Consider the following 22,694-nt stretch of genomic DNA (forward strand, 5'->3'; position numbering starts at 1 on the left):
TTTTTCGCCCCCAAACCCATCAATTCCATAACCTGATTTCTCAATTAATCTGTATTGAAGTGAGCCACCATGAGTTTATCCCTTACGCCAGAAACTGAACAACGCATTGCCCATACCCTCAATCAGGGACAATACCGTTCCGCTGATGAAGTGATATTAGCCGCCTTAGAACTCCTAGAGAAACGAGAACAATATTTAGCCGAACTCCGCCAGCAAATCGAAATCGGGTCAAGCCAAATTCAACAAGGAAAAGTTACCGATGGAGAACTGGTGTTTAGTCGTCTGCTCAACGGTTTACAGCAACAGATAGAGGATTCCTAATGGGGACTTATTCATTCTCTGATGCTGCTCTAGCTGACTTGGAGACCATTTCTGTATCCCTATCGGAAATAAACCCAGACTTAGCTATTAGATTTTTTGAAAAAGTCCGGGATAAATGCCGTCAGTTTGCTCAATTTCCCAATATGGGCAAAAACTACAGTCACATCAAGACAAATCTCCGAGGTTTGATTGTGGAAAATCACATCATATTTTACTTCCCTCGACCTGACGGTATCGATATTGTTCGCATCATTAATGGTTATCGAGACCTAGAATCATTGAATATCTGAAAATCTACAACCGGGTTTCTCCGATTAGCTTGGAGAAAAACCGGCAACTCCCAGCCACCCGGGTTCTGGGCTGTGGTGGTCGGTTGGCGATCGCCCTGTTGGGGTTGGGGATGGCGGATAAAGGTTTCATCGTCAATACAGCCATAGTATTGCGCCAGGGAATTATCCTCGTTTCCAGAGGTGCTTTCTACTGTGGGTGTTGCTTGTGGAAAAGGCGGCGGAGTTGGCTGTAAAGATTCTACCAAGAGTTTGAGCAATACCCAGCGATCGCCTGGAGGTAAATCTAAGACTTGTTTTGGCAATTGTTGGAAGGTCATTAGGGTTAGCGATAATTGAGAGATTTGATGGTTGATGGTAGCTACTCAATTCTAGCAACTCTGCATCAAGGGCGATCGCACCGGGTGAAATGGCGATCGCACCACGGGAAGTCATGGGAGGACATAGTAACGGGGTAGAAGCAGTAGCGATCGCCCCCGACGGGTTCCTAGCGGTCTCGGCATCCTGGGATAACACCCTGAAACTCTTGGATTTGGAGACGGGGGAAGTGTTAGCCACCTTTATCGGGGAAAGTGGTGCGATGAAGTCCTGTGCGATCGCACCGGATGGGGTGACGGTGGTGGCGGGGGATGGGTCGGGGCGGGTGTATTTGCTGCGGTTGGAGGGGTTGAGGGGTTAATATCACTGTGGACTATCTAATTTTGTTAGAATTACCGAAATATATCAACTGATTCACTCATGGAAATTGCCAAAGTCTCGGAAACAGGACAGATTATCATTCCACCAGAAATGCGGAAAATCTATAGATTGGACGTGGGGACAGAAATCATCTTGACTGATACAGGCAAAGGAATTTTAATTCAGCCCAAACCGCCTTTTCCTCCTACTACTTTAAATGAAGTAGCCCGGTGTTGGAAGTATAACGGTTCACCCAAAACCTGAGAGGATATGGAAGCGGCTATTAGCCCAGGCATTCTGGAGTCATGGCATGATTGCAGTTGATACCCAATCTGGGAAAAAGTTACCATTATGTATGGGTAGACTGGCGGGGTTTCCCTTGAGATGGCTACAGGATTTTGGCTCCGGTCAGAGGAGAAATTGTCGAAATATGGCGAGTTTTACATGGCAGACAAGACCGAGAAGAATGGTTGAGCGATTGATGGCGAGGAAGGATGAAAATAGCTGCAGCCATTCTAACCCCAGATGCGATCGCTTTGTTAATCAGGTTTGGGTGAGAAGGCAAAGGTTAGGGCAGCCACCGGATTTCTGGGGTCTAGGTTGCTGGGACGATTTTATCAAAGCTTTAACCTAATGTTGGGAAATTGTCCCCTGATGTTTCCAGAAGGCAAAATAGTAGATACCAGCCCGAGCCATGACCACAAACTTAGAGTGCTACTGTTTCAAAGGCAATGCGTAGGGGATTATCAGAATGCGGTAAAAAGTTGAGCTTTTCAAACCCAATCACTTGCCCCTGTTGGTCCTTCATTAAAATCACCTCATCCCCCGTTTCTTCCGCTTCCACCTCATCTTGAGGATTACCAAACCAGACAACAAGTGTATTGCCGGTGCGGTCATAGAATACTTTTACTTCTGCCATAATTGCTCTCCTTCCTTAATAGCACTGGTTCGATAGGCTGTAATTAAAAATCCTTCTCCATTTAAGCGTCTAGTCACCGCACAAACCCAACGTTTTGTACCATCATTACGGTAGAATAGGTAAACCTGAGCATCAGTGTTACTAAGACGAACTTCGTCTGGGTCGCTTAATGTATTTTGTACCTCGGTCAAGCGGTTGATCATGATTGGATGCTTAACGGTGACAATAAACTGCCAATACTCGGCAGTTGTGCGAACACAGAAGCCAAGAGGGGGGACGATTTCAAAGAGGATTTCAGGATTCGATCAGGAATCATCATTCATAAACCGATTCGGCGATCGCCACATTCATCGAAAAATTCGCCCCCACATCAAAGGTGGGGTCAATACCAATCAGATCCACCTTCGTCCGCCTCGGCTCATCAATCCCCTCAATCTCCTCCCACACCCACTCCGTCCGGGGCGTAGAAAGCAGATGCAGGTTATGGGGGTCGTCGGTGGGTTGCTGACTCATAAAAACACCAGAGACCGCACAGCCCATTATAGCCCCTTCCCCAACCCGAACCTGACATCCAGCTAAAGCATCGGAATGACTGATAATTTCTTCCCAAGTTCCCTTGATTTCTAGCGGTTTTGCCGTCATAGAATATCTCGCTCAATACTAGGATTGAATTGATTATAGACTGCTTCTAACGATCAGACCCTGGAACTGTGGTGGAACTTAGCAACAGGTAAACCATTAGCCACCTTTACCGGGAAAGCGTTGAGGGGTTGAGAAACGGGGTTGCTTAACCCGATTGGGGTGAGGCGGCAGATGGAGCGATCGCACCGGGTGAAATGGCGATCGTATCCTAGCCAGGGGAATTTGTAGCACAGAAGAGGAGGCCATAGAACGCGCCCTGACCATTCTGATAACTCAAAGTTGAGTGGAGAAAAGAAACCGGGTTTCTTAATCAGATTTGGGTGAGGATGCAGAGATTGTCGCAGAAACCCGGTTTCTGGGATGATCGGTGGGTGATACGTTAATGGATGGGCTAAAATCTTGATTAGATAGCCATTAGAGACAAACCATGAAAATGAAGGCAATGATTTGGCAAGAAGATGATGTTTGGTGCGGTTCAGTTCCTGCCCTTCCGGGTTGTCACACCTGGGCATCGAGTTATGAAGAGTTGTTAGAAATGCTTGCTGATGCGGTTCAGGGTTGGCTAGAAGTAGCCAGTGAACAACAAGAAGTCACCCCAGAAAAACAGTTAATTGAGTTGTCTTTATGAAATCGATTTCGGGGAAAGCACTCTGCAAAATTGTGGAGCAACAGGGTTGGCAACTCAAACGAATCACAGGTAGCCATCATATTTATGCCAAAGAGGGTGTGGCAGTTATTCTGTCGATTCCAGTTGATAGCGATCGAGATTTACCGACTGGAACATTAAAAGGTATTCTCAAAGATGCTGGGATGACAGAGGACGACCTGCAATAAACCTCGGTGGGGTTGAGAAACCGGGTTGCTTAATCAGATTTCGGTGAGGATGCAAAGATTGTCCGAGAAACTCGATTTCTTTCTGCAATAGTCGGTGGGTTGTCGGTGGGTGTGGGAGTGTGATAAAATATATTCGAGGGATAAATTGAGGAAAATCACCGATGCAAATTACCATAGACCTACCGCCCGACCTTGAACAAGACCTCATTCGTAAAGCCACACAATCTAATATTCCCCTGCCTACTTTAATTCTGCAAGTTTTACGCCATCAAATGCAAACGCCACCGATTTCAAATTCTCAATGGTCAGAGGCGATTTTGTCTGATCAAGGAGTCCCTGATTTCCCCGCTTTCGAGTCCTATCGGGATGAATTGCTTCCCCCTCGCGAAGAGAAACTATTTTGATGCAATACCTCCTCGATACCTGTGTCATCAGTGACTTCATCAAAGGCGAACCGGGTACTCAAGGCAGAATCCAGCAAACCGCCCCAGTTAACATTGCTGTTTCCTCAATTACAGTGATGGAACTCAACTATGGTTTAATCCTCAATCCACAGCGGGCAGAAAAAATCAAACCGATTATTCTCAGTTTTCTGTCTTCTGTGACGATTCTCCCTTTCACAACCGCTGAAGCTGAAAAAGCGGCTGAAATTCGTGCCATACTCAAATCTCAAAGACAGCCAATTGGGGCTTATGATGTCTTGATAGCCGCCACTGCACTGCAACATCAACTGATAATGATTACCGCCAACCAACGAGAATTTAATCGCGTTGTGGGTCTTAAAACTGAGAATTGGCGACAGACCTAGATGGGGGTTAGAAACCGGGTTTATTAATCGAATTTCGGTGAGGATGCAAAGATTGTCATAGAAACCGAGTTTCTGTGGTCTAAGTGGCTGGGATGATTTGCTCAAAGCCTTAACCTGATGATCGGCGATCGCCCTCTGGCGTTTCCAGAAGGTAAAAGAGTAGATACAGCACCCCAGGAGCTAGATATGACACTCAACGAACTCTGGTGCTCAGGGATTCATCAACTCAACCCCCCCACCACCAGACCCAGAACTCCAACCCGCTAACTTTCCCAACGAGGGCTATTGGCTGGTTGCGGTCTTTGATCGACACTTCAGGGCGATCGCACCGGGTGAAATGGCGATCGCACTACGGTAAGCCATGGGAGGACGAGGCGCGGACTTCTGGCGTTCCCATCTGTCTGGGGTGGCGTTTTTGGTGAAACAAGATGAAGTCTTGGATGTAATCGAGATAGGAGTTCTCGGTTTTGCGACTGAGATGCCGGGATGGCTTGGCGGAGGCGATCGAGAAGTTGGGACGGTTGAGACACTTCCATGGCAAACTTGCGCTAAAAGGCGACGAAAAGGGGTGTTATCCCGCACCGGCGCGATAATACCCATAATATCGGAGTTAGACCGCCAATGCTTGACAACACCCTCCAGAGGCGAGTTATCCTGCAATTGCGGTCTAGTAAATAGTTAGCCGGCAATGAATCCCTCGAAAGCAGTTTTTGGGGACAGATTACCTAGTTTGATACAATTCATTTAGGATTGAGCCTTCTACGAGGGATTGGGATTATGCGGTCAATTGAGCAACTGACTGAGGAAATATTGTCTCTGCCTAGCGAATCAAGAGCACTTCTGGCAGACAAGTTAGTAGAAAGCTTGGAGTTCGACACTGATTCAGCAATCCAGACATTTTGGGTAACTGAAGCCAAGCGCCGGAGAGATGAGGTAAGAGATGGCTCTGTTCAACCAATTTCAGGCGAAGATGCTTTAGCGCAAGTTAGACGGCTGATTGAGCCATGAGGTATGTATTTCATCCTCAAGCGCTGAATGAATACGCTGAGGCGGTTCAATACTACACAGAGCAGCGAGTTGAGGCGGCTCAAGCGTTCATAAACGCAATTGAGGATACAGTTTATCGGATCGGGGAGTCTCCAACCCGTTATGCTGCAATTGATGAAGATGTTCGGCGGTGTATGGCGCGTAAGTTTCCTTATGGTATTCTCTACACAATTGAGCAAGACTACATTCTGATTTTGGCGGTCATGCATTGCAGTCGTGAGCCTGGATACTGGAAAAGCCGCAAATAATTGAAGTTGTCATCTGCCTAACACTGCACTGCAACGGACGGAATGGAGATCCTGGTTTAGTCCCAAAGGTTATCTGCCGCCGTTGAGCTTCACCGTTAAATCTTATTAAGCTGGGAATGTGATGTTTTTGGAGACAATGCCTACTTTTTAACAACATTGGCAGAATCAGGGAAGTATACCCGCTTTCCAAGAGCGCGATCGCACTATGCTCAATCTACCTGAGAGCCGCGATCATCGATAGAATGGGGATAAAGTTCTGGGTAGAGTGGCAATGACTGAGTTGCTGGATCGTGCGATCGCCTTTGTTACAAGCCTTACCTGAAAGTGAGCAGAATGCGATCATCGTTGGGAACCAGCGATACTGCCCAAGGAGGGAGTGTAAGGCCTGCATCGGGGGCGTAAGTCATCCGTAGAGGCATCTGCCGTTGAGTTGGGAAGCCCCGTCCCCTTATGGGCGGAGTAGTTCACTTGTAAGATATTATGAAGGGGAACAAAGAGATGCCTAGCGATTAGGAGCCAGTGTATGCAAGCAATTCTGTTAAGCCGCGAGCAGGTTGGGCATCGAGCAAAGCAACTGTACGAGGGTGGAATCCGTCAAAAGGTCGAAATTGACGAGAATATTGGCAAGATGGTCATCATCGACATTGAGACAGGTGACTATGAGGTCGATAAGACTGGCTTGCAGGCCTCTCGCAATCTGAGTAAGAAACATCCAAATGCTAGACTCTTTGGCATTCGGATTGGATACAATGTTGCCGTCTCCTTTGGTGGTGTCATGGAGCGTGTTTACAAGTGATTTCTGGGATTTTAACAGATACACACGCAACGGTCGCTCTAACGTTCTTATTACCAAATGGCTCAACTGTTTCTATCGAATTTGTCATCGATACAGGATTCACAGGAGAATTGTGCCTTCCGCTAGAAGCAGTTTCACTGATGGGTTTAACCTTTAGACACGATACTTTTGCAAATTTAGCAGATAACAGCGAAGTATCACTCCCCCTTTACGAAGCGGTTGTCCTTTGGGATGGTACGGAGCGGGATGTTTTGGTCATTGCGACAGGAAGGCGACCTCTGCTTGGAACCGCTTTGTTAGATGAACAAGAGTTGGTGATTCAGTTTATAGAGGGTGGATTGGTGACGATTGACGAGTTGTAAGGGCTTGTCGGTGCGTGACAGTGCAGGCTAACAATTCAAATGCAGCGGACGGACAAAAGCTGCTGGTGCTAAGTTTGAGGTTGTCTGCCGCCGTTGAGCTTCACCGTTAAATCTTATTAAGGTGGGGATGTGATGTTTTTCGAGACAATGCCTACTTTTTAACAACATTGGCAGAATCAGGGAAGTATACCCGCTTTCCAAGAGCGCGATCGCACTATGCTCAATCTACCTGAGAGCCGCGATCATCGATAGAATGGGGATAAAGTTCTGGGTAGAGTGGCAATGACTGAGTTGCTGGAGCGTGCGATTTGCATCAAGATTGGGTCATCAAGCGATGCGTCGTTTTGTATCCAACATGACACCTAATACGGTTCAAGTTGAGCCTCTCATTCCAGAGGACTTAGTACGGGTGCATGAAATTTTGGAACAGTATGCTGATAACCAGCTTGATTTTACCCCCTTGCTTACTAAAAAATAGAGGATTAAAATGATTGTCACACTAGATCTGCCAGCAGAATTAGAAGATGAACTGTCTCTTGAGGCATCCCAGTTAAAGCTACCTATCACAGAGTATATTTTGCGTGTCCTATCGTTTCGCCCGTTTCTTCAAAATCCGCCAAAAACAGGTGCAGAACTTGTTACTTACTGGGAAAATAGCGGAATTATCAACTCTCGTCCTGATATTACCGATAGTCAAGAATATGCTCGCAGATTACGTCGTGAAGCCGAAACCCGTGAGTGATTCTAGGTAGCTCCATGTATTTACTTGATACCGATATTTTTATTGACATTCAAAGAGGCTTTACACCTGCTTTAAGTTGGTTTGTCTCTCTCCAAGAACTGCCCAGTATCCCTGGCTTCGTTGTTATGGAGTTGATTCAGGACGCACAAAATAAGCAACAAGTTCGTAAAGCCTTGCAACTTGTTGCACCACTACCTGTAGTCTGGCCTACTGAAATTGACTGTGCGCGTGCGCTCTCAGATTTCACGGCTTACCATTTATCACATAAAGTGGGATTAATTGATGCTTTGATAGCTGCCTGTGCTGTAGGTCAGGGCTTTACCCTTTGCACCTTCAATACTAAGCATTATCGAGTCATTCCAGGACTAAAAATAGAGCAACCGTATAACCGCTAGGCGCGGGCTAACTTCACCGTTAAATTCTATCAAGGTGGGGATGTGCTGTTTTTGTAGCAATGACTGAGTTGCTTGAGCGGGCAATACAGATCCTGCGGGCGAAGCTCTACGATATTAAACTCCAAGAGCGGCAGGAGAAGGTGACTTCGTTGCGGCGATCGCAGGTGGGGACGGGGGCGCGATCGGAGAAGATCCGCACCTACAATTACAAGGACAACCGGATCACGGATCACCGTTTGGGGCAAAATTTCACGCTGGCAAATATCCTCGATGGGGATATTGATCAGGTGATGGAGGCTTGTATCTCTCAGGATCAGCAGGAGCGGCTGGAGCAGTTGGCCAATGCAACGGAGTAGACGCGGACTTCTGTGACTCCCATCTCTCTGGGGTGGCGTTTTTGGTGAAACAAGATGAAGTCTTGGATGTAATAGAGATAGGACTTCTCGGTTTTGCGACTGAGATGCCGGAAGCGGATGGCTTGGCGCACGCGATCAAGAAGTTTAGGCGATTGAGGCACTTCCATGACAGGACTTGCGCTAAAAGACGACGAAAAGGGGTGTTATCCCGCACGTGCGGGATAACACCCATAATATCGGAGTTAGACCGCCAATGCTTGACAACACTCTCCAGAAGTGAGTTATCCTGCAATTGCGGTCTAATATATAGTTGTACCGCTCAATTCTTGGTAGGGGCAGTACCGAAACGTTACCTGTTGGTATCTAAATGCTAATTTAGTTTCCAATAACCACAAAGCTCAAACTCATCATTATGAAGCGAAGAAGTTTCTGCCAATATGTTGCAATGGGGTCAGCGTCTTTTGCTGGGATTGTGGGCAGAGATTTGACCTTTGCCATGAGTTCTGCGTCTTCTCAAGTCAAGTCACGCCACAAATGGGTCGTTTTGTACTGGATGCCTTATGACAATGACCTTGCACGTTTTGGCGAGCCAATCGTTGAAATGTTAACCAATGGTACACAAAACTCTGAAATAGCCGTAGTTGTTCAATCAGACTATTGGGGTGATCCCCAAATGCGCCGTCGCCAGCTTATTAATGGCACTATCACTGAAGTTGATGTATCAGGAGAAGATAGTAGCGATGCATCTGCTTTTACAGCGTATCTTGATTGGGCAAATCAGACTTTTGAAGCAGAGCATTGGGCAGTCATTGTTATGGGTCACGGAGGAAAGATTAATGAAGTTAGTCCCGACGATCACGGAATAAATCGTCAAACCCGCACATGGATGAGAGTTGACCAGTTTGCAGATGCAGTTAGCACCTTCAATCAATCCGTGCATGGGCGGGTTGAACTGCTCTTCTTTCAAAACTGTAATAAAGCCACGCTAGAAGTCGTATACGAAGCGAGGAATTGTGCTAAGTACACTCTTGCCTCCCAGCTTACTCTTGGTGATCCTAATTACTACTACGAAGGCTTTCTAAATCACCTTGCATCGTCGGCTGATGGGCGTGAAGCAGCCATAGCTATCATGGATTCTGAAAGGGCTGATATGTTTCACACGCTAACTTTAGTGGACAATCAAGCGGTTGAGCGCATTCCAGAGAAGCTCTCAAGATTGCTTCAGCCGATTCTTAACAATCGTTTACTAGCAATTAGCCAATCAGACCTCCCAACCTATCACTACTTTGGTGATCAACATTGTGATGTGCTTGTTCTACTTGGTTATCTCTCAAGGGTTAGTAATCAGGAGCAAAATGAGTTTGCTGAGTTTGCTGAGTTCCTAAGTTCATCAGTTATTGCATCTTACAAAACAGGAGGAGAACTTTATGGCAGTCGTCCCTATAGCAACACTAATTCAGAGGAGTTGTGTGGTTTAAGTTTATATCTTCCAGAAACTAGACAAGATATTTCTCGCTATAGTTCTCTTGCCTTATATCAAGGAGTTGATTTAGTAAGTTTATACAGTAAGTTTATACAGAGGGATAGTTACCACTTGATAAGCGAGTGAAGTATGGTAGAGCGATACAACAATTCTGGTGCAGCGGACTAACAAAGTTGGTTGGTGTTGCGGCAGAGGTTATTGACAGCCGCTGACCAGAACCGTTAAATCCTATCAAGGTGGGGATGTGCTGTTTTTGAAGACAATACCTACCTTTCAACAACATTGGCAGGTTCAGGGAAGTATACCCCCTTTCCAAGAGCGCGATCGCACTATGCTCAATCTGCCTGAGAGCTGCGATAATGGATAGAATGGGTACAAAGTTCTGGGTGAAGGGGCAATGACTGAGTTGCTTGAGGGGGCGATCGCCTAATTGAAAACTTTGCCTGCTGATGAGCAAGATGACGGCACTGTTGCCTAAAGGGGTGATCAACGATGAAACCGGTACCCAGTGGAGCTTGATTCCCCCCATCACCCGTTAACCGTTCAGTGTCAATCCTGCCATAATGCAAGATATGCACCTGGAGGTGAGATGATGGAACAACGAACTCTTGAAGGAACCTGGGAAGAGATTCTACTTTACGCGCCTGAACTGGCTGGACGGCGGGTAAAGCTGACTGTACTATCCTCTGACGATTCTAACTCCCAACACCCAGTTACTCTAGATCAGATCTTGAGAGGGAGGGTAGGACGGATTCGGTTTCAACCATCTAGCTTATCCGCACGTACCAAAGCAGCCTTTGCAGACATTCTGGCGGATAAATACAAGTTACCGAGATTAGACCAGTGACACTCTGTGATGCTTCTGCGCTGATTGCTCTGATTAATCAGGATGATGACAACCATGATCGCTGTGTTAGTGTTCTGCCATCTCTTCCAGCACCTCTAGTCACCACTTGGTCATGTTTTACCGAAGCCATGTATTTATTAGGTCGGTATGGTGAGTGGCCAGCACAGATGGAGTTATGGGGCTACATCGCTGACCAAATCCTTGTGTTTCATTTCTCTGATAAGCCAGAACAGATGCGAATGCAGGCATTGATGGAACAGTATCGGGATATCCCGATGGATCTAGCAGATGCATCTCTAGTGGCTACTGCTGAATCCCTTAATCAGAAACAAATCTTTACTCTTGACAGGGATTTTTATATTTATCGTCTTCCAGGAAATCAACCTTTTGATGTTGTCCCCTGAAATGGCGATGGAATATGCCGAGGGCTAACTTAACCGTTAAATCTTATCAAGGTGGTGATGTGATGTTTTTGGAGACAATGCCTACTTTTCAACAACATTGGCAGGAGCAGGGAAGTCTACCCGCTTTCCAAGAGCGCGATCGCACTATGCTCAATCTACCTGAGAGCCGCGATAATTGATAAAATGGGGATAAAATTCTGGGTGAAGGGGCAATGACTGAGTTGCTTGAGGGGGCAATGCAGATCCTGCGGGCGAAGCTCTACGATATTAAACTCCAGGAGCGGCAGGAGGAGGTGACTTCGTTGCGGCGATCGCAGGTGGGGACGGGGGCGCGATCAGAATCGTTTTTAATATAATCTAGACTATCTGCACTAGAGGGCGATCTATGTTACTGCAAAACCTCAAGGAAGAAGCGGTCAAGTTATCACCGAGCGATCGACTTGCGTTGGTCAGTGCCATCATTGAGTCCTTGCAGAATACCCCAAGTCCAAAGCCTGATCGTTCTGGTGCAATTCGACGGATGCGCGGCTTACTCAAAACAGACCAGCCTGCACCCACTGACGAAGAAGTAGCTGCGATGCTAGAAGAGCGTCGGGTGGAGAATTACCTTCAGTGAGAGTTTTAATCGATACCAATATTCTCCTAGATTTTCTATTGCAGAGAGAGCCATTTTTCCACGATGCAGAACGAATGTTCCAGGCGATCGATTCTGGTCAGATCGTTGGGTATGCCACCGCTACAACGCTCACAGATATTTTCTACATTGCTCGAAGGCACACAGGCAGCATCGAACAAGCACGGCAAGCAGTTTTAGAGACATTGACAGTGATGGAGATCTGCCCTGTGAACCGGGAGGTTTTAGAGGTAGCGTTTAGCTCAGGTTTGGCTGACTACGAGGATGCCATTCAGGTTGCTTGTGCTGTAGCTCAGGGGCTTGATGCCATCTTGACCCGCGATAGTCAAGTTTTTTTAAATTCATCTGTACCTGTGTTATCGGTTCAGGAGTGCTTGCATCGCTTGGAAGAACCCAATAACGATTAGGGGTTTGGGAGGCGAAGATTGCAAGCCTGCCCATTGTCAACAGTTGGGTGGTGGATTTTGTCAACCTCCGGAATGTGGGTTTAAGTCTGTTTCTGAACGCTCACTCACCCAGTTCATCCAAAGGACTGCGAACCCCTCGGCCACCGCGATTAAGAACGTGGGTGTAAATCCTGGTGGTTTTCACATCTTTGTGGCCTAACAGTTCTTGCACTGTGCGAATGTCATAGCCATCCTCAAGCAAGTGGGTGGCAAAGCTATGGCGGAGGGTGTGGCAACTCCCGTGTTTGGTGATACTGGCTTCTTGTTTGGCTTGCTTCATCCTGCGTTGAATGCGATCTTCAGAGAGATGATGACGGCGAACGGCTCCGGAACGGGGGTCACGAGAACGATGAGCGGCTGGAAATACATACTGCCAGCCCCATTCTCGTTGGGCATTGGGATATTTGCGGGCGAGGGCATCGGGTAGCTCAACTTCGCCGTACCCGTCGAGGAGTTCGCGATCGTGGGCGAGTTTGGTGCGGGCAATGTGTTGTTGAAGGGGGAGGATGAGCGATCGGGGCAACATGGTGATGCGATCCTTTTTGCCTTTGCTGTTACGGATGAGGATTTGGCCATGGTCAAAGTCCACGTCGTTAACTCGCAGTCGTAGGCATTCAGTCAACCGCATCCCAGTCCCGTAGAGTAGGCGGATGACTAAGGCCTCCGGGTCATCCCCAACCTTAGCCAGGATTGCCAGGACTTCCGGGCGCGAGAACACAGTGGGCAACCGTTTGGGGTGCTGGGGCCGCTCAATGCCATCAAGGTCTGGCAAGGGAGGGTCAAGAACTTGGCGGTAGAGAAAGAGCAAGGCACTGAGGGCAACGTTTTGGGTGGAGGCAGCCATTTTTTTATCGACCGCGAGGTGGGATAGGTAGGCGCGGACTTCTGGTACGCCCATCTCTCTGGGGTGGCGTTTTTGGTGAAAGAGGATGAAGTCTTGGATGTAATAGAGATAGGACTTCTCGGTTTTGCGACTGAGATGCCGGAAGCGGATGGCTTGGCGCACGCGCTCAAGAAGTTTGGGCGATTGAGGCACTTCCATGACAGGACTTGCGCTAAAAGACGACGAAAAGGGGTGTTAGACCGCACGTGCGCGATAATAACCATAATATCGGAGTTAGACCGCCAGTGCTTGACAACATCCTCCAGGGGTGAGTTATCCTGTAATTGCGGTCTAATAAATAGTTGTACTGCCTGCGTAGTACGGGACTTGACATACTATGCTACCATCTAAGAAGCGCAGTCACCACAACACTTCGTTGGAGCCGACAAACACCGTTAGCCCGACGACGCTGGCTAAGCGTCGTTCGCGGCTCAACTCCGCCGTTAGCTAGACCGGTAGCGAAGGGTAAACCCCCTCCCCCTGATTTATGAATGCCCCGTAGATGGGACTACAAGTGCTGTTGCTGAGTGGTTGCAACTTTGGGGTTGAGTGTAGCTTGACTTTGATGCTGCCCTAGACTAATACATTAGCTCTATCTACTGTATAATCCCCTAAAGGTTTAAAGACCTGTAGAAACACCAGTACTGCTTGAAAGTTCAAGGCTCAAAAATGCGAATAGAGGATGATGCTCCATCACAACCACCAGAGAACCTTCGATTACCACTATTTGGTGATTGTGTCATAGCCAATCAAGACTTTCAAAAGAAATTTGAAAATTATCAAGTCAATGAAAGCATCGCCCCTTTGCTTATGTTGGGAGATGTTCTTGAAGTTATGAAAGAGCTACCCAGTGATTCTTTCGATTGTTGTATGACTAGTCCACCCTATTGGGGAAAAAGAGAATATGACGCAGGCGGAATCGGATTAGAGCCGGATTTCAATACTTATATAGATAACTTATGCTTAGTTTTCTCTGAGGTTCATAGAGTTCTGAAGAAAACAGGCTCTTTTTGGCTCAATATTGGTGATTCTTACTACAACAAAAACTTACTCGGCTTACCGTGGCGTATTGCCTTGAACTTGACAGATAATCAAGGCTGGATTCTAAGGAATAGCGTTATTTGGAACAAAGTAAAAGGAGGACCAGACAATTCAAAGGATAGATTGAGAAATATACATGAAAATGTGTTTCACTTCGTGAAGTCATCAAGATATTACTACGATATAGATTCTATTCGTTCTTCACCCAGAAAGACGAAAGTAGTGAATGGTTCTGTTGTTTCTGCGACGGGTGTCACTGGGGTTCGCTATAAACGAAAAATCGAGCTATCCACTGACCTATCTGAAAATGAAAAACACAATGCTTATCAGGCATTGGAAGAAATTCTCCGTCAAGTTTCTGATGGCATCATTTCTGATTTCAGGATGATTATTCGAGGACAACAAAGAACCACACATTCTGATTCTGAGAAAGTTTCTGGTCGAGCCAAAGAACTCAAGGAAAAAGGATTTTACTTTCTGAAATATCATCCTAAAGGATCTAAACCAAGTGATGTTTGGGAAATTCTTCCAGAAGATGCTCAAAAACGAGAACTTCACTTTGCGCCCTATCCCGTCGATCTTTGTAAAATCCCAATATCTTCCACGTGTCCACCTAACGGGATTATTCTAGATCCTTTTTGTGGTACTGGAACTACGATGCTTGTAGCCCAGCTACTTGGCAGAAAGTCCTGCGGGATAGATCTTTCCCCTCAGTACTTAGAGATAGCGAAAGAAAGAAGCGAAACAATTTTATGAGCAAAATAATTGAGATTTTTGGATATTCAAGAAATCAACCCGAACATATAGATTTGGCCAGTCTTATTCAAGGGCAACATTGTCCATATTTAAAAAGACGTTGTATAAAAGTCCGCAAAAGCCAACCTGATATATCTATAGGCACCTGCTCAGTAGTCTATGGCAAAAATTCTATTCCGGTCATTATTTGTCCTCATAGGTTACTAGAGAGAAAACAGATCTTTATAGACTGCTTACACTTGCTCACCAACCATGAACCTGGAAATGAATTGCATGTTGTTTCAGAAATTTCAATTCCAGGAGGCAATGTAGATTATTTTCTCGTATCTGCCTTAAATAATAAGGTGAAGGATTTCGTTGGCATTGAACTCCAAACACTGGATACAACTGGCACTGTTTGGCCGGAACGCCAACGGTTACTTGAAGAACTTGGAGTTCCTACAGAAGATAACCAAAGTCAATCTAAAAAGACCTTCGGTATGAACTGGAAAATGACAGCAAAAACAATCCTTATACAGCTACATCATAAGATTGAGACTTTTGAGCACATCAATAAAAAGCTTGTTCTTGTAATTCAAGATTGTTTTCTAGATTATATACAGCGTGAATTTAGCTTTTCACATGTTAGTCATCAAGCTCAATTAGGAGATTCTATGCATATTCATGCATATCAGATGACGGAGCAACCAGACCATTCTTTCAGGTTAGCGTTGGGTTGTCGTTTAAGTACAGATGTGGAGGGTATTGCTAGATGCCTTGGTCTTCAAGCAGAGGCGAATATTGAACTTGAGCAAATTGTTAAAGCCTTAGAGTCGAAGTTGTCGGTGAACACCCTTTTTACTCCTATATAACCTCTTGACTAGCTAACACTGCGTTGGTGCGGACGGAACAGAGGTTATCGATGGGAGTCCGATATTATCTGCCGCCGCACAACTTCACCGTTAAATTTTATCAAGGTGGGAATGTGATGTTTTTCGAGACAATGCCTACTTTTTAACAACATTGGTAGGATCAGGGAGGTCTACCCCCTTTCCAAGAGTGCGATCGCACTATGCTCAATCTACCTGAGAGCCGCGATCATCGATAGAATGGGGATAAAGTTCTGGGTAGAGTGGCAATGACTGAGTTGCTGGAGCGTGCGATTTGCATCAAGATTGGGTCATCAAGCGATGCGTCGTTTTGTATCCAACATGACACCTAATACGGTTCAAGTTGAGCCTCTCATTCCAGAGGACTTAGTACGGGTGCATGAAATTTTGGAACAGTATGCTGATAACCAGCTTGATTTTACCCCCTTGCTTACTAAAAAATAGAGGATTAAAATGATTGTCACACTAGATCTGCCAGCAGAATTAGAAGATGAACTGTCTCTTGAGGCATCCCAGTTAAAGCTACCTATCACAGAGTATATTTTGCGTGTCCTATCGTTTCGCCCGTTTCTTCAAAATCCGCCAAAAACAGGTGCAGAACTTGTTACTTACTGGGAAAATAGCGGAATTATCAACTCTCGTCCTGATATTACCGATAGTCAAGAATATGCTCGCAGATTACGTCGTGAAGCTGAAACCCGTGAGTGATTCTAGGTAGCTCCATGTATTTACTTGATACCGATATTTTTATTGACATTCAAAGAGGCTTTACACCTGCTTTAAGTTGGTTTGTCTCTCTCCAAGAACTGCCCAGTATCCCTGGCTTCGTTGTTATGGAGTTGATTCAGGACGCACAAAATAAGCAACAAGTTCGTAAAGCCTTGCAACTTGTTGCACCACTACCTGTAGTCTGGCTTACTGAAATTGACTGTGCGCGTGCGCTCTCAGATTTCACGGCTTACCATTTATCACATAAAGTGGGATTAATTGATGCTTTGATAGCTGCCTGTGCTGTAGGTCAGGGCTTTACCCTTTGCACCTTCAATACTAAGCATTATCGAGTCATTCCAGGACTAAAAATAGAGCAACCGTATAACCGCTAGGCGCGGGCTAACTTCACCGTTAAATTCTATCAAGGTGGGGATGTGCTGTTTTTGTAGCAATGACTGAGTTGCTTGAGCGGGCAATACAGATCCTGCGGGCGAAGCTCTACGATATTAAACTCCAAGAGCGGCAGGAGAAGGTGACTTCGTTGCGGCGATCGCAGGTGGGGACGGGGGCGCGATCGGAGAAGATCCGCACCTACAATTACAAGGACAACCGGATCACGGATCACCGTTTGGGGCAAAATTTCACGCTGGCAAATATCCTCGATGGGGATATTGATCAGGTGATGGAGGCTTGTATTTCTCAGGATCAGCAGGAGCGGCTGGAGCAGTTGGCGAATGCAACGGAGTGAGGTGTGGGGTGTGCCCACCGACCTTTTTGTTTAATCAACGGTTGGGTGGTGGATTTTGTCAACCTCCGGAATGTGGGTTTAAGTCTGTTTCTGAACGCTCACTCACCCAGTTCATCCAAAGGACTGCGAACCCCTCGGCCACCGCGATTAAGAACGTGGGTGTAAATCCTGGTGGTTTTCACATCTTTGTGGCCTAACAGTTCTTGCACTGTGCGAATGTCATAGCCATCCTCAAGCAAGTGGGTGGCAAAGCTATGGCGGAGGGTGTGGCAACTCCCGTGTTTGGTGATACTGGCTTCTTGTTTGGCTGGCTTCATCCTGCGTTGAATGCGATCTTCAGAGAGATGATGACGGCGAACGGCTCCGGAACGGGGATCACGAGAACGATGAGCGGCTGGAAATACATACTGCCAGCCCCATTCTCGTTGGGCATTGGGATATTTGCGGGCGAGGGCATCGGGTAGCTCAACTTCGCCGTACCCGTCGAGGAGTTCGCGATCGTGGGCGAGTTTGGTGCGGGCAATGTGTTGTTGAAGGGGGAGGATGAGCGATCGGGGCAACATGGTGATGCGATCCTTTTTGCCTTTGCTGTTACGGATGAGGATTTGGCCATGGTCAAAGTCCACGTCGTTAACTCGCAGTCGTAGGCATTCAGTCAACCGCATCCCAGTCCCGTAGAGTAGGCGGATGACTAAGGCCTCTGCGTCATCCCCAACCTTAGCCAGGATTGCCAGGACTTCCGGGCGCGAGAACACAGTGGGCAACCGTTTGGGGTGCTGGGGCCGCTCAATGCCATCAAGGTCTGGCAAGGGAGGGTCAAGAACTTGGCGGTAGAGAAAGAGCAAGGCACTGAGGGCAACGTTTTGGGTGGAGGCAGCAGTTTTTTTATCGACTGCGAGGTGAGATAGGTAGGCGCGGACTTCTGGTACGCCCATCTCTCTGGGGTGGCGTTTTTGGTGAAAGAGGATGAAGTCTTGGATGTAATAGAGATAGGAGTTTTCGGTTTTGCGGCTGAGATGCCGGAAGCGGATGGCTTGGCGCACATGATCGAGAAGTTGAGACGGTTGAGGCACTTCCATAGCAAACTTGCGCTAAAAGACGACGAAAAGGGGTGTTATCCTGCACGTGCGGGATAATACCCATAATATCGGAGTTAGACCGCCAGTGCTTGACAACACCCTCCAGTGGTGAGCTATCCTGCAGTTACGATCTAATAAATAGTTATCCTGTTTGGTTGTTGTTAATGTTAGATCGAGGAATAAATTCGCAAACTTGAGGTAACGCTATGGCTAAGAAAGATAAACCTGGAGATGGTACACATGGCAAAGGTGAAAAAGGAATTATGTACGGTGCTGGTTGTCTTACACGACTAGATCCCGTGTCTCGTCCAAGCACCTTTCACTCTTTTCTTGAGCTTCGTAGCATCTTACGTCAGGTTCAAGCTTAAATAAAGAATAGGAGTGGGAAGTATGTACTTCACTCCTGTTCTTTGAATAGGACTATCAAACATACATAAAGAAATGGGCATTGAAATGAGTGACTCTAGCAAAAAGAATGGAAAGCTTATATCTTTACGTTCTCTTTCACTTTTGTTTTCATCAGCATCTCTTTCAGAGGCTTTTATTCCTCAGTCTCTTTTAGTTGGCGAACAAAAGCACTGGCAATGCCCTAAGCCAACTTTTTCAGGTGCTTCAATTGAGGATCTTCAGATTGCGTTTCGAGATTCTATTGCTAGAGCGGTGGGTGACAACCAAAAGGTTGCAGTTGCTGTCTCTGGAGGTATAGATAGCTGCGCTGTTCTCAAAGAAGTGTCCAAATTGTGTAGTAACGAGAAACAATGTTTTGCGATAGTTGGTAACTTGCGTGATGATGCTAATGTCGACTGTTTAGACGTTGCATCTCAACTAATCAAGAACCTCAACATAAAATGTACTATAGTGTCGGTTGAGGAACACGAAGCTTCTAGGGAAGTGATGTGGCATCCAAGTGGACCTAATCTCTGCGCAATACCCCTCATGACGAGGGCAATAGCTGAACGGGCGATCGATTGTGGTGCAGAAATTTTACTAACTGGTGAAGGAGCAGATGGTCTTTTCGGTGCGCCTAAATACCTTCTTCCAATCACGCTGGGTAAACTGAAGCTTCGCAAATCTGGAACTCTTTTTCGTGATATTTATTCTGTTGGGTGGAAACCCCTTGCCTTAGAACTTCTCTCAGGTATCAGTCTTCTTCTACCAAAGAAGTTACAAACTCAAATCTATTGGTCTACTAACTTACCAGAATCGTGTTCTGTTTACGTCCCTGAAATCATAAATCCCAAACTACACCCTTACATTCAAGATTGGACATCTCGATGGATTGCAGAGCGAGTTAACTTTCACTTGGGAAATACCTCCAATTGGGCAGCAGCAGATGCAATAGATGCAATTTTTCCTGATGAACCTTATCCACCTTCGGGTAGTATCGCTGAATACAATCCTTTTCAAGATGCTCATGTCTTTGAGGTGGCAATGAGTCTTCCTTTGGAAGAAAGATATAACGAATCTTTTCAAAAAGCCTATCACCGTCAAAAAGCTATGGTAGTTGAACTTCTTGGTAGAGAGGCGGTATCTATTTTACCTCCTGGGAAGCAGTTTTTTCGTAAAGCATTTAATAGAATGGAAGATAGTCGACCTGTAGATTCTACAATCTGCGAAAAGGTTGGTCTTTTTGTTACTAAGCCAAATATCCCTTATGATGAAAGCTGTGCATCTATACTTATCCGTCATCATATACGTGCAGTGGAGACATGGCTTAAGGGCGCTATTGACAGGGGATACTCTGTGGTAGGGTGAGTTTTACCTTATGTTAGAGAAGATGTAATTAAAAAATGACCAAAAAATGTCAAACTACTTAATTAAAGCAAGGCTTGAGTTGTCATCGAGATGGGGAACTGAGTTTAAGCGTATTCGTGCCCTCATATCATGCCTTACTGAAAGGCAGTGGTGTTCAGTTGAGCAACTCATTCAGGAATCTGCTTTATCCCACAAAACTGTGACTAGTCTGTTACGAGACCTAGAGCCTTGGATTGATAAAAATGGGAACTATATACGCTTTAAAGAGCAATTCACAGATGATGCACGATCTGTTTTTGATTGCGAGTCGTTGTTTGTGAAAAAAATTCAAGATCCTTACGATGCCTTAATCATTGAAAATCAGACTCTACTCGACAGCATTACGGATATTGTTCGGGAAATGCCACTGTCTGACTTGAATCTTGATCATGTATCGGCAACTCCTGAAACCTGTATTAAACGTGCGTTGTTCTTATCCTACACATATGAGATTGCTGATAAAAGAATTTTGTGCCTTGGTGATCATGATCTTACATCAATAGCACTTTCACTTATCTATCCAGATTTGGACATAACCGTAGTTGATATTGATGAGCGTATACTTGACTATATCTATAATGTTTCTCAGCAGCATGGATGGTCTATAAAAACTGCCTTTGCTGACTTTCGGGTTGAACTTCCAAGAAGTTGTTTAGCGAGCTTTGATCTGGTTTTTACTGATCCGCCATATACTTCATCTGGAATCGATTGTTTCCTAAGACGTGGACTTGCGGCCCTCAAGCAAGATAAGTTTTCACGTCTGCTGTTTTGCTATGGATTTGGTGAACAGCACCCTGCAATAGGTCTTAAAGTGCAATCTGTTCTGCCTCAACTTAGGTTAGTATTAGAGGCTTTACTACCTAAATTTAATCGATATTTTGGTGCTCAAGCAATAGGTAGTAGTAGTGATTTATATATCTGCCGACCTACCAAAGAGACGTGGATGACTATCACTAAGTTGCCTAACTCAAGTTCACAAATTTATACACATGGAAGTAGTTCTGAGGAAACGACTTCTGCAGTACTGCCAAAAGAAATTTTAGAAGAAACGTTAAAGATTAGCTTTGACTTAAAACTTACAGATATTACTCTTGTTGGTGAAGGATTGAAAAGCTTACCTTTTGATTTAAATTCTTATCAAGTAGAATTCTTATCTCTAGGTAAATATTTTCAAAGTATGTACTTTAAAAAAGGCAAACCTCCTTTTACAAGAGAACCTCATTCTAACTTAGTTATTGTAAGTCTTTATCCAAGCTATTGGTCAAGTTTGATTCGCTTTTTTCTTATCTCTGTCGCGGAGCGCCTTGTAATTGTCGGTAAATATTCTGATTTTCATGAAACTACACTTGCGAACCAATTTCTAAGAAAGATAGTAGAGAGTAAATATGAATGTAACATTCACAAGATGAATGCTAAGGGTCACAAAAACTTGAGTATTTTAGTTGCAGATAAGATAGAATTATCTAAAACAGATGCATTAAGCTATATCTTACGATATGTCATCGATCATCGATATGCAAAATTAAGAAATTCTTGGAGAGAAGCTTTAATATCTTGGTTTAGTCTTAAAAATATTGAAGTGACAAAGAATCAAGCTCGACAAATAGTAGATAAGTATTTATCTTCTCAACAATGCCCAGGCTATCTATCGGAGTTTCCAATGTTTTTGCTTACAACTCTTATTGCCAATATTAAAGCGTCCATTTCTGAGTTATATTCAACACACATTGTAGACTAGGTTGTGAGTCATGTAGGCTAACACAACGTTGAAGCTGACCCAGCAAGAGTAATCTTTAAAAGTCAAAGTTTGACTGAGGCGGCTCAACTAGACCGTTAAATCTTATCAAGGTGGGGATGTGATGTTTTTTGGAGACAATACCTATATCAATCCGCCATGATTTGTGAAAATTTTGACTCCCCTCCCCCAAGTAGGGGCTGGGTCTCCCTGCCATAGCTACTATACCTTTCAACAACATTGGCAGGTTTAGGAAAGTCTACCCCCTTTCCAAGAGCGCGATCGCGCTATGCTCAATCTACCTGAGAGCCGCGATCATCGATAGAATGGGGATAAAGTTCTGGGTAGAGTGGCAATGACTGAGTTGCTGGAGCGTGCGATTTGCATCAAGATTGGGTCATCAAGCGATGCGTCGTTTTGTATCCAACATGACACCTAATACGGTTCAAGTTGAGCCTCTCATTCCAGAGGACTTAGTACGGGTGCATGAAATTTTGGAACAGTATGCTGATAACCAGCTTGATTTTACCCCCTTGCTTACTAAAAAATAGAGGATTAAAATGATTGTCACACTAGATCTGCCAGCAGAATTAGAAGATGAACTGTCTCTTGAGGCATCCCAGTTAAAGCTACCTATCACAGAGTATATTTTGCGTGTCCTATCGTTTCGCCCGTTTCTTCAAAATCCGCCAAAAACAGGTGCAGAACTTGTTACTTACTGGGAAAATAGCGGAATTATCAACTCTCGTCCTGATATTACCGATAGTCAAGAATATGCTCGCAGATTACGTCGTGAAGCTGAAACCCGTGAGTGATTCTAGGTGGCTCC

Annotated in this window: 42 protein-coding genes and 2 pseudogenes; 34 read left to right on the forward strand and 10 right to left on the reverse strand. The window is 45.5% G+C overall.

Going from position 1 to position 22,694, the window contains the following annotated elements; translation table 11 throughout:
• Positions 1-69: 69 nt before the first annotated feature.
• Complete coding sequence (locus HFV01_RS21095; protein ID WP_006621155.1) at positions 70-321, forward strand: ribbon-helix-helix domain-containing protein; 252 nt, start codon at positions 70-72, stop codon at positions 319-321.
• Positions 321-611: a type II toxin-antitoxin system RelE/ParE family toxin gene (locus HFV01_RS21100; protein WP_006621156.1), complete on the forward strand. Its 291-nt coding sequence runs from the start codon at positions 321-323 to the stop codon at positions 609-611. The genes HFV01_RS21095 and HFV01_RS21100 overlap by 1 nt, the downstream gene beginning before the upstream one ends.
• On the opposite strand, the gene HFV01_RS21105 is transcribed toward HFV01_RS21100, so the two are convergent.
• On the reverse strand, positions 581-928 hold the full coding sequence (locus HFV01_RS21105; RefSeq protein WP_006621157.1) for a hypothetical protein: 348 nt from the start codon (positions 926-928) through the stop codon (positions 581-583). The genes HFV01_RS21100 and HFV01_RS21105 overlap by 31 nt on opposite strands.
• An 89-nt stretch (positions 929-1,017) precedes the next feature.
• Here HFV01_RS21105 and HFV01_RS21110 point away from each other — a divergent pair, with 89 nt between their 5' ends.
• Both HFV01_RS21110 and HFV01_RS21115 read left to right on the forward strand, forming a co-directional pair.
• Entirely contained in the window at positions 1,018-1,287 is a 270-nt protein-coding gene (locus HFV01_RS21110; RefSeq protein ID WP_006621159.1) for a WD40 repeat domain-containing protein, read from the forward strand.
• 59 nt (positions 1,288-1,346) lie between these two features.
• Positions 1,347-1,550 carry an AbrB/MazE/SpoVT family DNA-binding domain-containing protein gene (locus HFV01_RS21115; RefSeq protein WP_006621160.1) on the forward strand — a complete coding sequence of 68 codons (204 nt, stop codon included), beginning with the start codon at positions 1,347-1,349 and terminating at the stop codon, positions 1,548-1,550.
• Positions 1,551-1,674: 124 nt separating this feature from the next.
• Here HFV01_RS21115 and HFV01_RS31065 read toward each other — a convergent pair whose 3' ends face one another.
• The 5 genes from HFV01_RS31065 to HFV01_RS21135 all read right to left on the reverse strand — a co-directional run bounded on the left by HFV01_RS31065 (position 1,675) and on the right by HFV01_RS21135 (position 3,111).
• Complete coding sequence (locus tag HFV01_RS31065) at positions 1,675-1,800, reverse strand: hypothetical protein (RefSeq protein ID WP_257720189.1); 126 nt, start codon at positions 1,798-1,800, stop codon at positions 1,675-1,677.
• Positions 1,801-1,992: 192 nt separating this feature from the next.
• On the reverse strand, positions 1,993-2,205 hold the full coding sequence (locus HFV01_RS21120) for a DUF2283 domain-containing protein (RefSeq protein ID WP_006621162.1): 213 nt from the start codon (positions 2,203-2,205) through the stop codon (positions 1,993-1,995).
• The gene (locus HFV01_RS21125; protein ID WP_006621163.1) at positions 2,193-2,408 is read right to left on the reverse strand and encodes a hypothetical protein; all 216 of its coding nucleotides are present in this window, start codon (positions 2,406-2,408) and stop codon (positions 2,193-2,195) included. Before HFV01_RS21125 ends, HFV01_RS21120 begins: the two co-directional genes overlap by 13 nt.
• Before the next feature lie 112 nt (positions 2,409-2,520).
• Complete coding sequence (locus HFV01_RS21130; RefSeq protein WP_006621164.1) at positions 2,521-2,847, reverse strand: hypothetical protein; 327 nt, start codon at positions 2,845-2,847, stop codon at positions 2,521-2,523.
• A 96-nt stretch (positions 2,848-2,943) separates the two neighbouring features.
• Positions 2,944-3,111 (reverse strand): hypothetical protein, encoded by a 168-nt coding sequence (locus HFV01_RS21135; protein WP_157883424.1) that lies wholly within the window; start codon positions 3,109-3,111, stop codon positions 2,944-2,946.
• A gap of 163 nt (positions 3,112-3,274) precedes the next feature.
• Between HFV01_RS21135 and HFV01_RS21140 the strand changes: the two genes are divergently transcribed.
• The 4 genes from HFV01_RS21140 to HFV01_RS21155 all read left to right on the forward strand — a co-directional run bounded on the left by HFV01_RS21140 (position 3,275) and on the right by HFV01_RS21155 (position 4,489).
• Entirely contained in the window at positions 3,275-3,475 is a 201-nt protein-coding gene (locus HFV01_RS21140) for a type II toxin-antitoxin system HicB family antitoxin (protein WP_006669828.1), read from the forward strand.
• Positions 3,472-3,681, forward strand: coding sequence for a type II toxin-antitoxin system HicA family toxin (locus tag HFV01_RS21145; protein ID WP_006621167.1), 210 nt, complete (start codon positions 3,472-3,474; stop codon positions 3,679-3,681). Before HFV01_RS21140 ends, HFV01_RS21145 begins: the two co-directional genes overlap by 4 nt.
• A gap of 161 nt (positions 3,682-3,842) precedes the next feature.
• A complete protein-coding gene (locus HFV01_RS21150) occupies positions 3,843-4,085 on the forward strand; it encodes a hypothetical protein (protein WP_006621169.1) in 243 nt (80 codons plus the stop codon).
• Entirely contained in the window at positions 4,085-4,489 is a 405-nt protein-coding gene (locus HFV01_RS21155) for a type II toxin-antitoxin system VapC family toxin (RefSeq protein ID WP_006621170.1), read from the forward strand. The genes HFV01_RS21150 and HFV01_RS21155 overlap by 1 nt, the downstream gene beginning before the upstream one ends.
• 349 nt (positions 4,490-4,838) lie before the next feature.
• Here the strand turns inward: HFV01_RS21155 and HFV01_RS21160 are convergent, their stop codons facing one another.
• On the reverse strand, positions 4,839-5,030 hold the full coding sequence (locus tag HFV01_RS21160; RefSeq protein ID WP_071533523.1) for a phage integrase N-terminal SAM-like domain-containing protein: 192 nt from the start codon (positions 5,028-5,030) through the stop codon (positions 4,839-4,841).
• 236 nt (positions 5,031-5,266) lie between these two features.
• Here HFV01_RS21160 and HFV01_RS21165 point away from each other — a divergent pair, with 236 nt between their 5' ends.
• The 8 genes and pseudogenes from HFV01_RS21165 to HFV01_RS21200 all read left to right on the forward strand — a co-directional run.
• Positions 5,267-5,497, forward strand: a complete 231-nt coding sequence (locus tag HFV01_RS21165; protein WP_006621173.1) for an addiction module protein — start codon at positions 5,267-5,269, stop codon at positions 5,495-5,497.
• On the forward strand, positions 5,494-5,784 hold the full coding sequence (locus HFV01_RS21170; protein WP_006621174.1) for a type II toxin-antitoxin system RelE/ParE family toxin: 291 nt from the start codon (positions 5,494-5,496) through the stop codon (positions 5,782-5,784). The genes HFV01_RS21165 and HFV01_RS21170 overlap by 4 nt, the downstream gene beginning before the upstream one ends.
• 523 nt (positions 5,785-6,307) lie before the next feature.
• Positions 6,308-6,580, forward strand: coding sequence for a hypothetical protein (locus HFV01_RS21175; RefSeq protein WP_006669830.1), 273 nt, complete (start codon positions 6,308-6,310; stop codon positions 6,578-6,580).
• Complete coding sequence (locus HFV01_RS21180; RefSeq protein WP_008048963.1) at positions 6,577-6,942, forward strand: clan AA aspartic protease; 366 nt, start codon at positions 6,577-6,579, stop codon at positions 6,940-6,942. Before HFV01_RS21175 ends, HFV01_RS21180 begins: the two co-directional genes overlap by 4 nt.
• A gap of 301 nt (positions 6,943-7,243) precedes the next feature.
• Complete coding sequence (locus HFV01_RS21185; protein WP_155839085.1) at positions 7,244-7,420, forward strand: hypothetical protein; 177 nt, start codon at positions 7,244-7,246, stop codon at positions 7,418-7,420.
• Between the two features lie 9 nt (positions 7,421-7,429).
• Complete coding sequence (locus HFV01_RS21190; RefSeq protein WP_006621177.1) at positions 7,430-7,684, forward strand: hypothetical protein; 255 nt, start codon at positions 7,430-7,432, stop codon at positions 7,682-7,684.
• A gap of 14 nt (positions 7,685-7,698) precedes the next feature.
• Positions 7,699-8,079, forward strand: coding sequence for a PIN domain-containing protein (locus HFV01_RS21195; RefSeq protein ID WP_006669832.1), 381 nt, complete (start codon positions 7,699-7,701; stop codon positions 8,077-8,079).
• A gap of 74 nt (positions 8,080-8,153) precedes the next feature.
• Positions 8,154-8,435, forward strand: a pseudogene (locus HFV01_RS21200) (peptide chain release factor-like protein); the annotation flags it as partial.
• On the opposite strand, the gene HFV01_RS21205 reads toward HFV01_RS21200, so the two are convergent.
• A complete protein-coding gene (locus HFV01_RS21205; RefSeq protein ID WP_006669833.1) occupies positions 8,393-8,602 on the reverse strand; it encodes a phage integrase N-terminal SAM-like domain-containing protein in 210 nt (69 codons plus the stop codon). The pseudogene HFV01_RS21200 and the gene HFV01_RS21205 sit on opposite strands and share 43 nt — an antisense overlap.
• A 278-nt stretch (positions 8,603-8,880) precedes the next feature.
• Between HFV01_RS21205 and HFV01_RS21210 the strand changes: the two genes are divergently transcribed.
• The 7 genes from HFV01_RS21210 (at position 8,881) to HFV01_RS21240 (ending at position 12,210) form a co-directional block, all read left to right on the forward strand.
• Positions 8,881-10,044 (forward strand): clostripain-related cysteine peptidase, encoded by a 1,164-nt coding sequence (locus HFV01_RS21210; protein WP_006669834.1) that lies wholly within the window; start codon positions 8,881-8,883, stop codon positions 10,042-10,044.
• A 463-nt stretch (positions 10,045-10,507) separates the two neighbouring features.
• Positions 10,508-10,765 carry a hypothetical protein gene (locus tag HFV01_RS21215; protein WP_008057534.1) on the forward strand — a complete coding sequence of 86 codons (258 nt, stop codon included), beginning with the start codon at positions 10,508-10,510 and terminating at the stop codon, positions 10,763-10,765.
• The gene (locus HFV01_RS21220) at positions 10,762-11,169 is read left to right on the forward strand and encodes a type II toxin-antitoxin system VapC family toxin (RefSeq protein WP_006621183.1); all 408 of its coding nucleotides are present in this window, start codon (positions 10,762-10,764) and stop codon (positions 11,167-11,169) included. The genes HFV01_RS21215 and HFV01_RS21220 overlap by 4 nt, the downstream gene beginning before the upstream one ends.
• A 14-nt stretch (positions 11,170-11,183) precedes the next feature.
• Entirely contained in the window at positions 11,184-11,348 is a 165-nt protein-coding gene (locus HFV01_RS21225) for a hypothetical protein (protein WP_006621184.1), read from the forward strand.
• A gap of 33 nt (positions 11,349-11,381) precedes the next feature.
• Entirely contained in the window at positions 11,382-11,525 is a 144-nt protein-coding gene (locus tag HFV01_RS21230) for a hypothetical protein (RefSeq protein ID WP_006621185.1), read from the forward strand.
• A gap of 113 nt (positions 11,526-11,638) precedes the next feature.
• Positions 11,639-11,785, forward strand: coding sequence for a hypothetical protein (locus tag HFV01_RS32170; protein WP_432430809.1), 147 nt, complete (start codon positions 11,639-11,641; stop codon positions 11,783-11,785).
• Positions 11,782-12,210 (forward strand): type II toxin-antitoxin system VapC family toxin, encoded by a 429-nt coding sequence (locus HFV01_RS21240; protein WP_006669836.1) that lies wholly within the window; start codon positions 11,782-11,784, stop codon positions 12,208-12,210. Before HFV01_RS32170 ends, HFV01_RS21240 begins: the two co-directional genes overlap by 4 nt.
• A 100-nt stretch (positions 12,211-12,310) precedes the next feature.
• On the opposite strand, the gene HFV01_RS21245 is transcribed toward HFV01_RS21240, so the two are convergent.
• Positions 12,311-13,291 (reverse strand): integron integrase, encoded by a 981-nt coding sequence (locus tag HFV01_RS21245; protein WP_193520358.1) that lies wholly within the window; start codon positions 13,289-13,291, stop codon positions 12,311-12,313.
• Between the two features lie 510 nt (positions 13,292-13,801).
• On the opposite strand from HFV01_RS21245, the gene HFV01_RS21250 reads away from it, so the two are divergent.
• The 6 genes and pseudogenes from HFV01_RS21250 to HFV01_RS21275 all read left to right on the forward strand — a co-directional run.
• The gene (locus HFV01_RS21250; protein WP_006621189.1) at positions 13,802-14,929 is read left to right on the forward strand and encodes a DNA-methyltransferase; all 1,128 of its coding nucleotides are present in this window, start codon (positions 13,802-13,804) and stop codon (positions 14,927-14,929) included.
• Positions 14,926-15,780: a NotI family restriction endonuclease gene (locus tag HFV01_RS21255; protein WP_006621190.1), complete on the forward strand. Its 855-nt coding sequence runs from the start codon at positions 14,926-14,928 to the stop codon at positions 15,778-15,780. Before HFV01_RS21250 ends, HFV01_RS21255 begins: the two co-directional genes overlap by 4 nt.
• 285 nt (positions 15,781-16,065) lie before the next feature.
• Positions 16,066-16,242, forward strand: coding sequence for a hypothetical protein (locus tag HFV01_RS21260; protein ID WP_155839085.1), 177 nt, complete (start codon positions 16,066-16,068; stop codon positions 16,240-16,242).
• A 9-nt stretch (positions 16,243-16,251) separates the two neighbouring features.
• On the forward strand, positions 16,252-16,506 hold the full coding sequence (locus HFV01_RS21265; RefSeq protein ID WP_006621177.1) for a hypothetical protein: 255 nt from the start codon (positions 16,252-16,254) through the stop codon (positions 16,504-16,506).
• A gap of 14 nt (positions 16,507-16,520) precedes the next feature.
• Positions 16,521-16,901, forward strand: coding sequence for a PIN domain-containing protein (locus HFV01_RS21270; protein ID WP_193520359.1), 381 nt, complete (start codon positions 16,521-16,523; stop codon positions 16,899-16,901).
• Between the two features lie 74 nt (positions 16,902-16,975).
• Positions 16,976-17,257: pseudogene (locus tag HFV01_RS21275) on the forward strand (peptide chain release factor-like protein); the annotation flags it as partial.
• 98 nt (positions 17,258-17,355) lie between these two features.
• Here the strand turns inward: HFV01_RS21275 and HFV01_RS21280 are convergent.
• Complete coding sequence (locus HFV01_RS21280; protein ID WP_193520360.1) at positions 17,356-18,336, reverse strand: integron integrase; 981 nt, start codon at positions 18,334-18,336, stop codon at positions 17,356-17,358.
• Positions 18,337-18,542: 206 nt separating this feature from the next.
• Between HFV01_RS21280 and HFV01_RS32175 the strand changes: the two genes are divergently transcribed.
• The 5 genes from HFV01_RS32175 (at position 18,543) to HFV01_RS21300 (ending at position 22,680) form a co-directional block, all read left to right on the forward strand.
• Positions 18,543-18,704 carry a lariocidin/triculamin family lasso peptide core domain gene (locus HFV01_RS32175; RefSeq protein WP_438861250.1) on the forward strand — a complete coding sequence of 54 codons (162 nt, stop codon included), beginning with the start codon at positions 18,543-18,545 and terminating at the stop codon, positions 18,702-18,704.
• Between the two features lie 73 nt (positions 18,705-18,777).
• Positions 18,778-20,091: an asparagine synthase-related protein gene (locus HFV01_RS21285; protein ID WP_193520361.1), complete on the forward strand. Its 1,314-nt coding sequence runs from the start codon at positions 18,778-18,780 to the stop codon at positions 20,089-20,091.
• Positions 20,092-20,137: 46 nt separating this feature from the next.
• Positions 20,138-21,868 carry a bis-aminopropyl spermidine synthase family protein gene (locus HFV01_RS21290; RefSeq protein WP_193520362.1) on the forward strand — a complete coding sequence of 577 codons (1,731 nt, stop codon included), beginning with the start codon at positions 20,138-20,140 and terminating at the stop codon, positions 21,866-21,868.
• 371 nt (positions 21,869-22,239) lie between these two features.
• The gene (locus HFV01_RS21295; protein ID WP_155839085.1) at positions 22,240-22,416 is read left to right on the forward strand and encodes a hypothetical protein; all 177 of its coding nucleotides are present in this window, start codon (positions 22,240-22,242) and stop codon (positions 22,414-22,416) included.
• 9 nt (positions 22,417-22,425) lie between these two features.
• Positions 22,426-22,680: a hypothetical protein gene (locus tag HFV01_RS21300; RefSeq protein ID WP_006621177.1), complete on the forward strand. Its 255-nt coding sequence runs from the start codon at positions 22,426-22,428 to the stop codon at positions 22,678-22,680.
• Positions 22,681-22,694: the final 14 nt, after the last annotated feature.

This window comes from Limnospira fusiformis SAG 85.79 (assembly GCF_012516315.1).
GTDB classification, from domain to species: Bacteria; Cyanobacteriota; Cyanobacteriia; order Cyanobacteriales; family Microcoleaceae; genus Limnospira; species Limnospira fusiformis.

What these genes read in the sequence shown, in the direction of transcription:
- HFV01_RS21245 (WP_193520358.1), bottom strand. Translation starts at nt 13,291, where the DNA reads ATGGAAGTGCCTCAATCGCCCAAACTTCTTGAGCGCGTGCGCCAAGCC.
- HFV01_RS21130 (WP_006621164.1), bottom strand. Translation starts at nt 2,847, where the DNA reads ATGACGGCAAAACCGCTAGAAATCAAGGGAACTTGGGAAGAAATTATC.
- HFV01_RS21205 (WP_006669833.1), bottom strand. Translation starts at nt 8,602, where the DNA reads ATGGAAGTGCCTCAATCGCCTAAACTTCTTGATCGCGTGCGCCAAGCC.
- HFV01_RS21250 (WP_006621189.1), top strand. Translation starts at nt 13,802, where the DNA reads ATGCGAATAGAGGATGATGCTCCATCACAACCACCAGAGAACCTTCGA.
- HFV01_RS21195 (WP_006669832.1), top strand. Translation starts at nt 7,699, where the DNA reads ATGTATTTACTTGATACCGATATTTTTATTGACATTCAAAGAGGCTTT.
- HFV01_RS21190 (WP_006621177.1), top strand. Translation starts at nt 7,430, where the DNA reads ATGATTGTCACACTAGATCTGCCAGCAGAATTAGAAGATGAACTGTCT.
- HFV01_RS21300 (WP_006621177.1), top strand. Translation starts at nt 22,426, where the DNA reads ATGATTGTCACACTAGATCTGCCAGCAGAATTAGAAGATGAACTGTCT.
- HFV01_RS21270 (WP_193520359.1), top strand. Translation starts at nt 16,521, where the DNA reads ATGTATTTACTTGATACCGATATTTTTATTGACATTCAAAGAGGCTTT.
- HFV01_RS21265 (WP_006621177.1), top strand. Translation starts at nt 16,252, where the DNA reads ATGATTGTCACACTAGATCTGCCAGCAGAATTAGAAGATGAACTGTCT.
- HFV01_RS32175 (WP_438861250.1), top strand. Translation starts at nt 18,543, where the DNA reads ATGGCTAAGAAAGATAAACCTGGAGATGGTACACATGGCAAAGGTGAA.
- HFV01_RS21215 (WP_008057534.1), top strand. Translation starts at nt 10,508, where the DNA reads ATGATGGAACAACGAACTCTTGAAGGAACCTGGGAAGAGATTCTACTT.
- HFV01_RS31065 (WP_257720189.1), bottom strand. Translation starts at nt 1,800, where the DNA reads ATGGCTGCAGCTATTTTCATCCTTCCTCGCCATCAATCGCTCAACCAT.
- HFV01_RS21230 (WP_006621185.1), top strand. Translation starts at nt 11,382, where the DNA reads ATGACTGAGTTGCTTGAGGGGGCAATGCAGATCCTGCGGGCGAAGCTC.
- HFV01_RS21280 (WP_193520360.1), bottom strand. Translation starts at nt 18,336, where the DNA reads ATGGAAGTGCCTCAACCGTCTCAACTTCTCGATCATGTGCGCCAAGCC.
- HFV01_RS21100 (WP_006621156.1), top strand. Translation starts at nt 321, where the DNA reads ATGGGGACTTATTCATTCTCTGATGCTGCTCTAGCTGACTTGGAGACC.
- HFV01_RS21175 (WP_006669830.1), top strand. Translation starts at nt 6,308, where the DNA reads ATGCAAGCAATTCTGTTAAGCCGCGAGCAGGTTGGGCATCGAGCAAAG.
- HFV01_RS21150 (WP_006621169.1), top strand. Translation starts at nt 3,843, where the DNA reads ATGCAAATTACCATAGACCTACCGCCCGACCTTGAACAAGACCTCATT.
- HFV01_RS21110 (WP_006621159.1), top strand. Translation starts at nt 1,018, where the DNA reads ATGGCGATCGCACCACGGGAAGTCATGGGAGGACATAGTAACGGGGTA.
- HFV01_RS21095 (WP_006621155.1), top strand. Translation starts at nt 70, where the DNA reads ATGAGTTTATCCCTTACGCCAGAAACTGAACAACGCATTGCCCATACC.
- HFV01_RS21115 (WP_006621160.1), top strand. Translation starts at nt 1,347, where the DNA reads ATGGAAATTGCCAAAGTCTCGGAAACAGGACAGATTATCATTCCACCA.
- HFV01_RS21225 (WP_006621184.1), top strand. Translation starts at nt 11,184, where the DNA reads ATGCCGAGGGCTAACTTAACCGTTAAATCTTATCAAGGTGGTGATGTG.
- HFV01_RS21255 (WP_006621190.1), top strand. Translation starts at nt 14,926, where the DNA reads ATGAGCAAAATAATTGAGATTTTTGGATATTCAAGAAATCAACCCGAA.
- HFV01_RS21290 (WP_193520362.1), top strand. Translation starts at nt 20,138, where the DNA reads ATGTCAAACTACTTAATTAAAGCAAGGCTTGAGTTGTCATCGAGATGG.
- HFV01_RS21145 (WP_006621167.1), top strand. Translation starts at nt 3,472, where the DNA reads ATGAAATCGATTTCGGGGAAAGCACTCTGCAAAATTGTGGAGCAACAG.
- HFV01_RS21170 (WP_006621174.1), top strand. Translation starts at nt 5,494, where the DNA reads ATGAGGTATGTATTTCATCCTCAAGCGCTGAATGAATACGCTGAGGCG.
- HFV01_RS21140 (WP_006669828.1), top strand. Translation starts at nt 3,275, where the DNA reads ATGAAAATGAAGGCAATGATTTGGCAAGAAGATGATGTTTGGTGCGGT.
- HFV01_RS21155 (WP_006621170.1), top strand. Translation starts at nt 4,085, where the DNA reads ATGCAATACCTCCTCGATACCTGTGTCATCAGTGACTTCATCAAAGGC.
- HFV01_RS21210 (WP_006669834.1), top strand. Translation starts at nt 8,881, where the DNA reads ATGGGGTCAGCGTCTTTTGCTGGGATTGTGGGCAGAGATTTGACCTTT.
- HFV01_RS21125 (WP_006621163.1), bottom strand. Translation starts at nt 2,408, where the DNA reads ATGATCAACCGCTTGACCGAGGTACAAAATACATTAAGCGACCCAGAC.
- HFV01_RS21135 (WP_157883424.1), bottom strand. Translation starts at nt 3,111, where the DNA reads ATGGTCAGGGCGCGTTCTATGGCCTCCTCTTCTGTGCTACAAATTCCC.
- HFV01_RS21285 (WP_193520361.1), top strand. Translation starts at nt 18,778, where the DNA reads ATGGGCATTGAAATGAGTGACTCTAGCAAAAAGAATGGAAAGCTTATA.
- HFV01_RS21105 (WP_006621157.1), bottom strand. Translation starts at nt 928, where the DNA reads ATGACCTTCCAACAATTGCCAAAACAAGTCTTAGATTTACCTCCAGGC.
- HFV01_RS21165 (WP_006621173.1), top strand. Translation starts at nt 5,267, where the DNA reads ATGCGGTCAATTGAGCAACTGACTGAGGAAATATTGTCTCTGCCTAGC.
- HFV01_RS21120 (WP_006621162.1), bottom strand. Translation starts at nt 2,205, where the DNA reads ATGGCAGAAGTAAAAGTATTCTATGACCGCACCGGCAATACACTTGTT.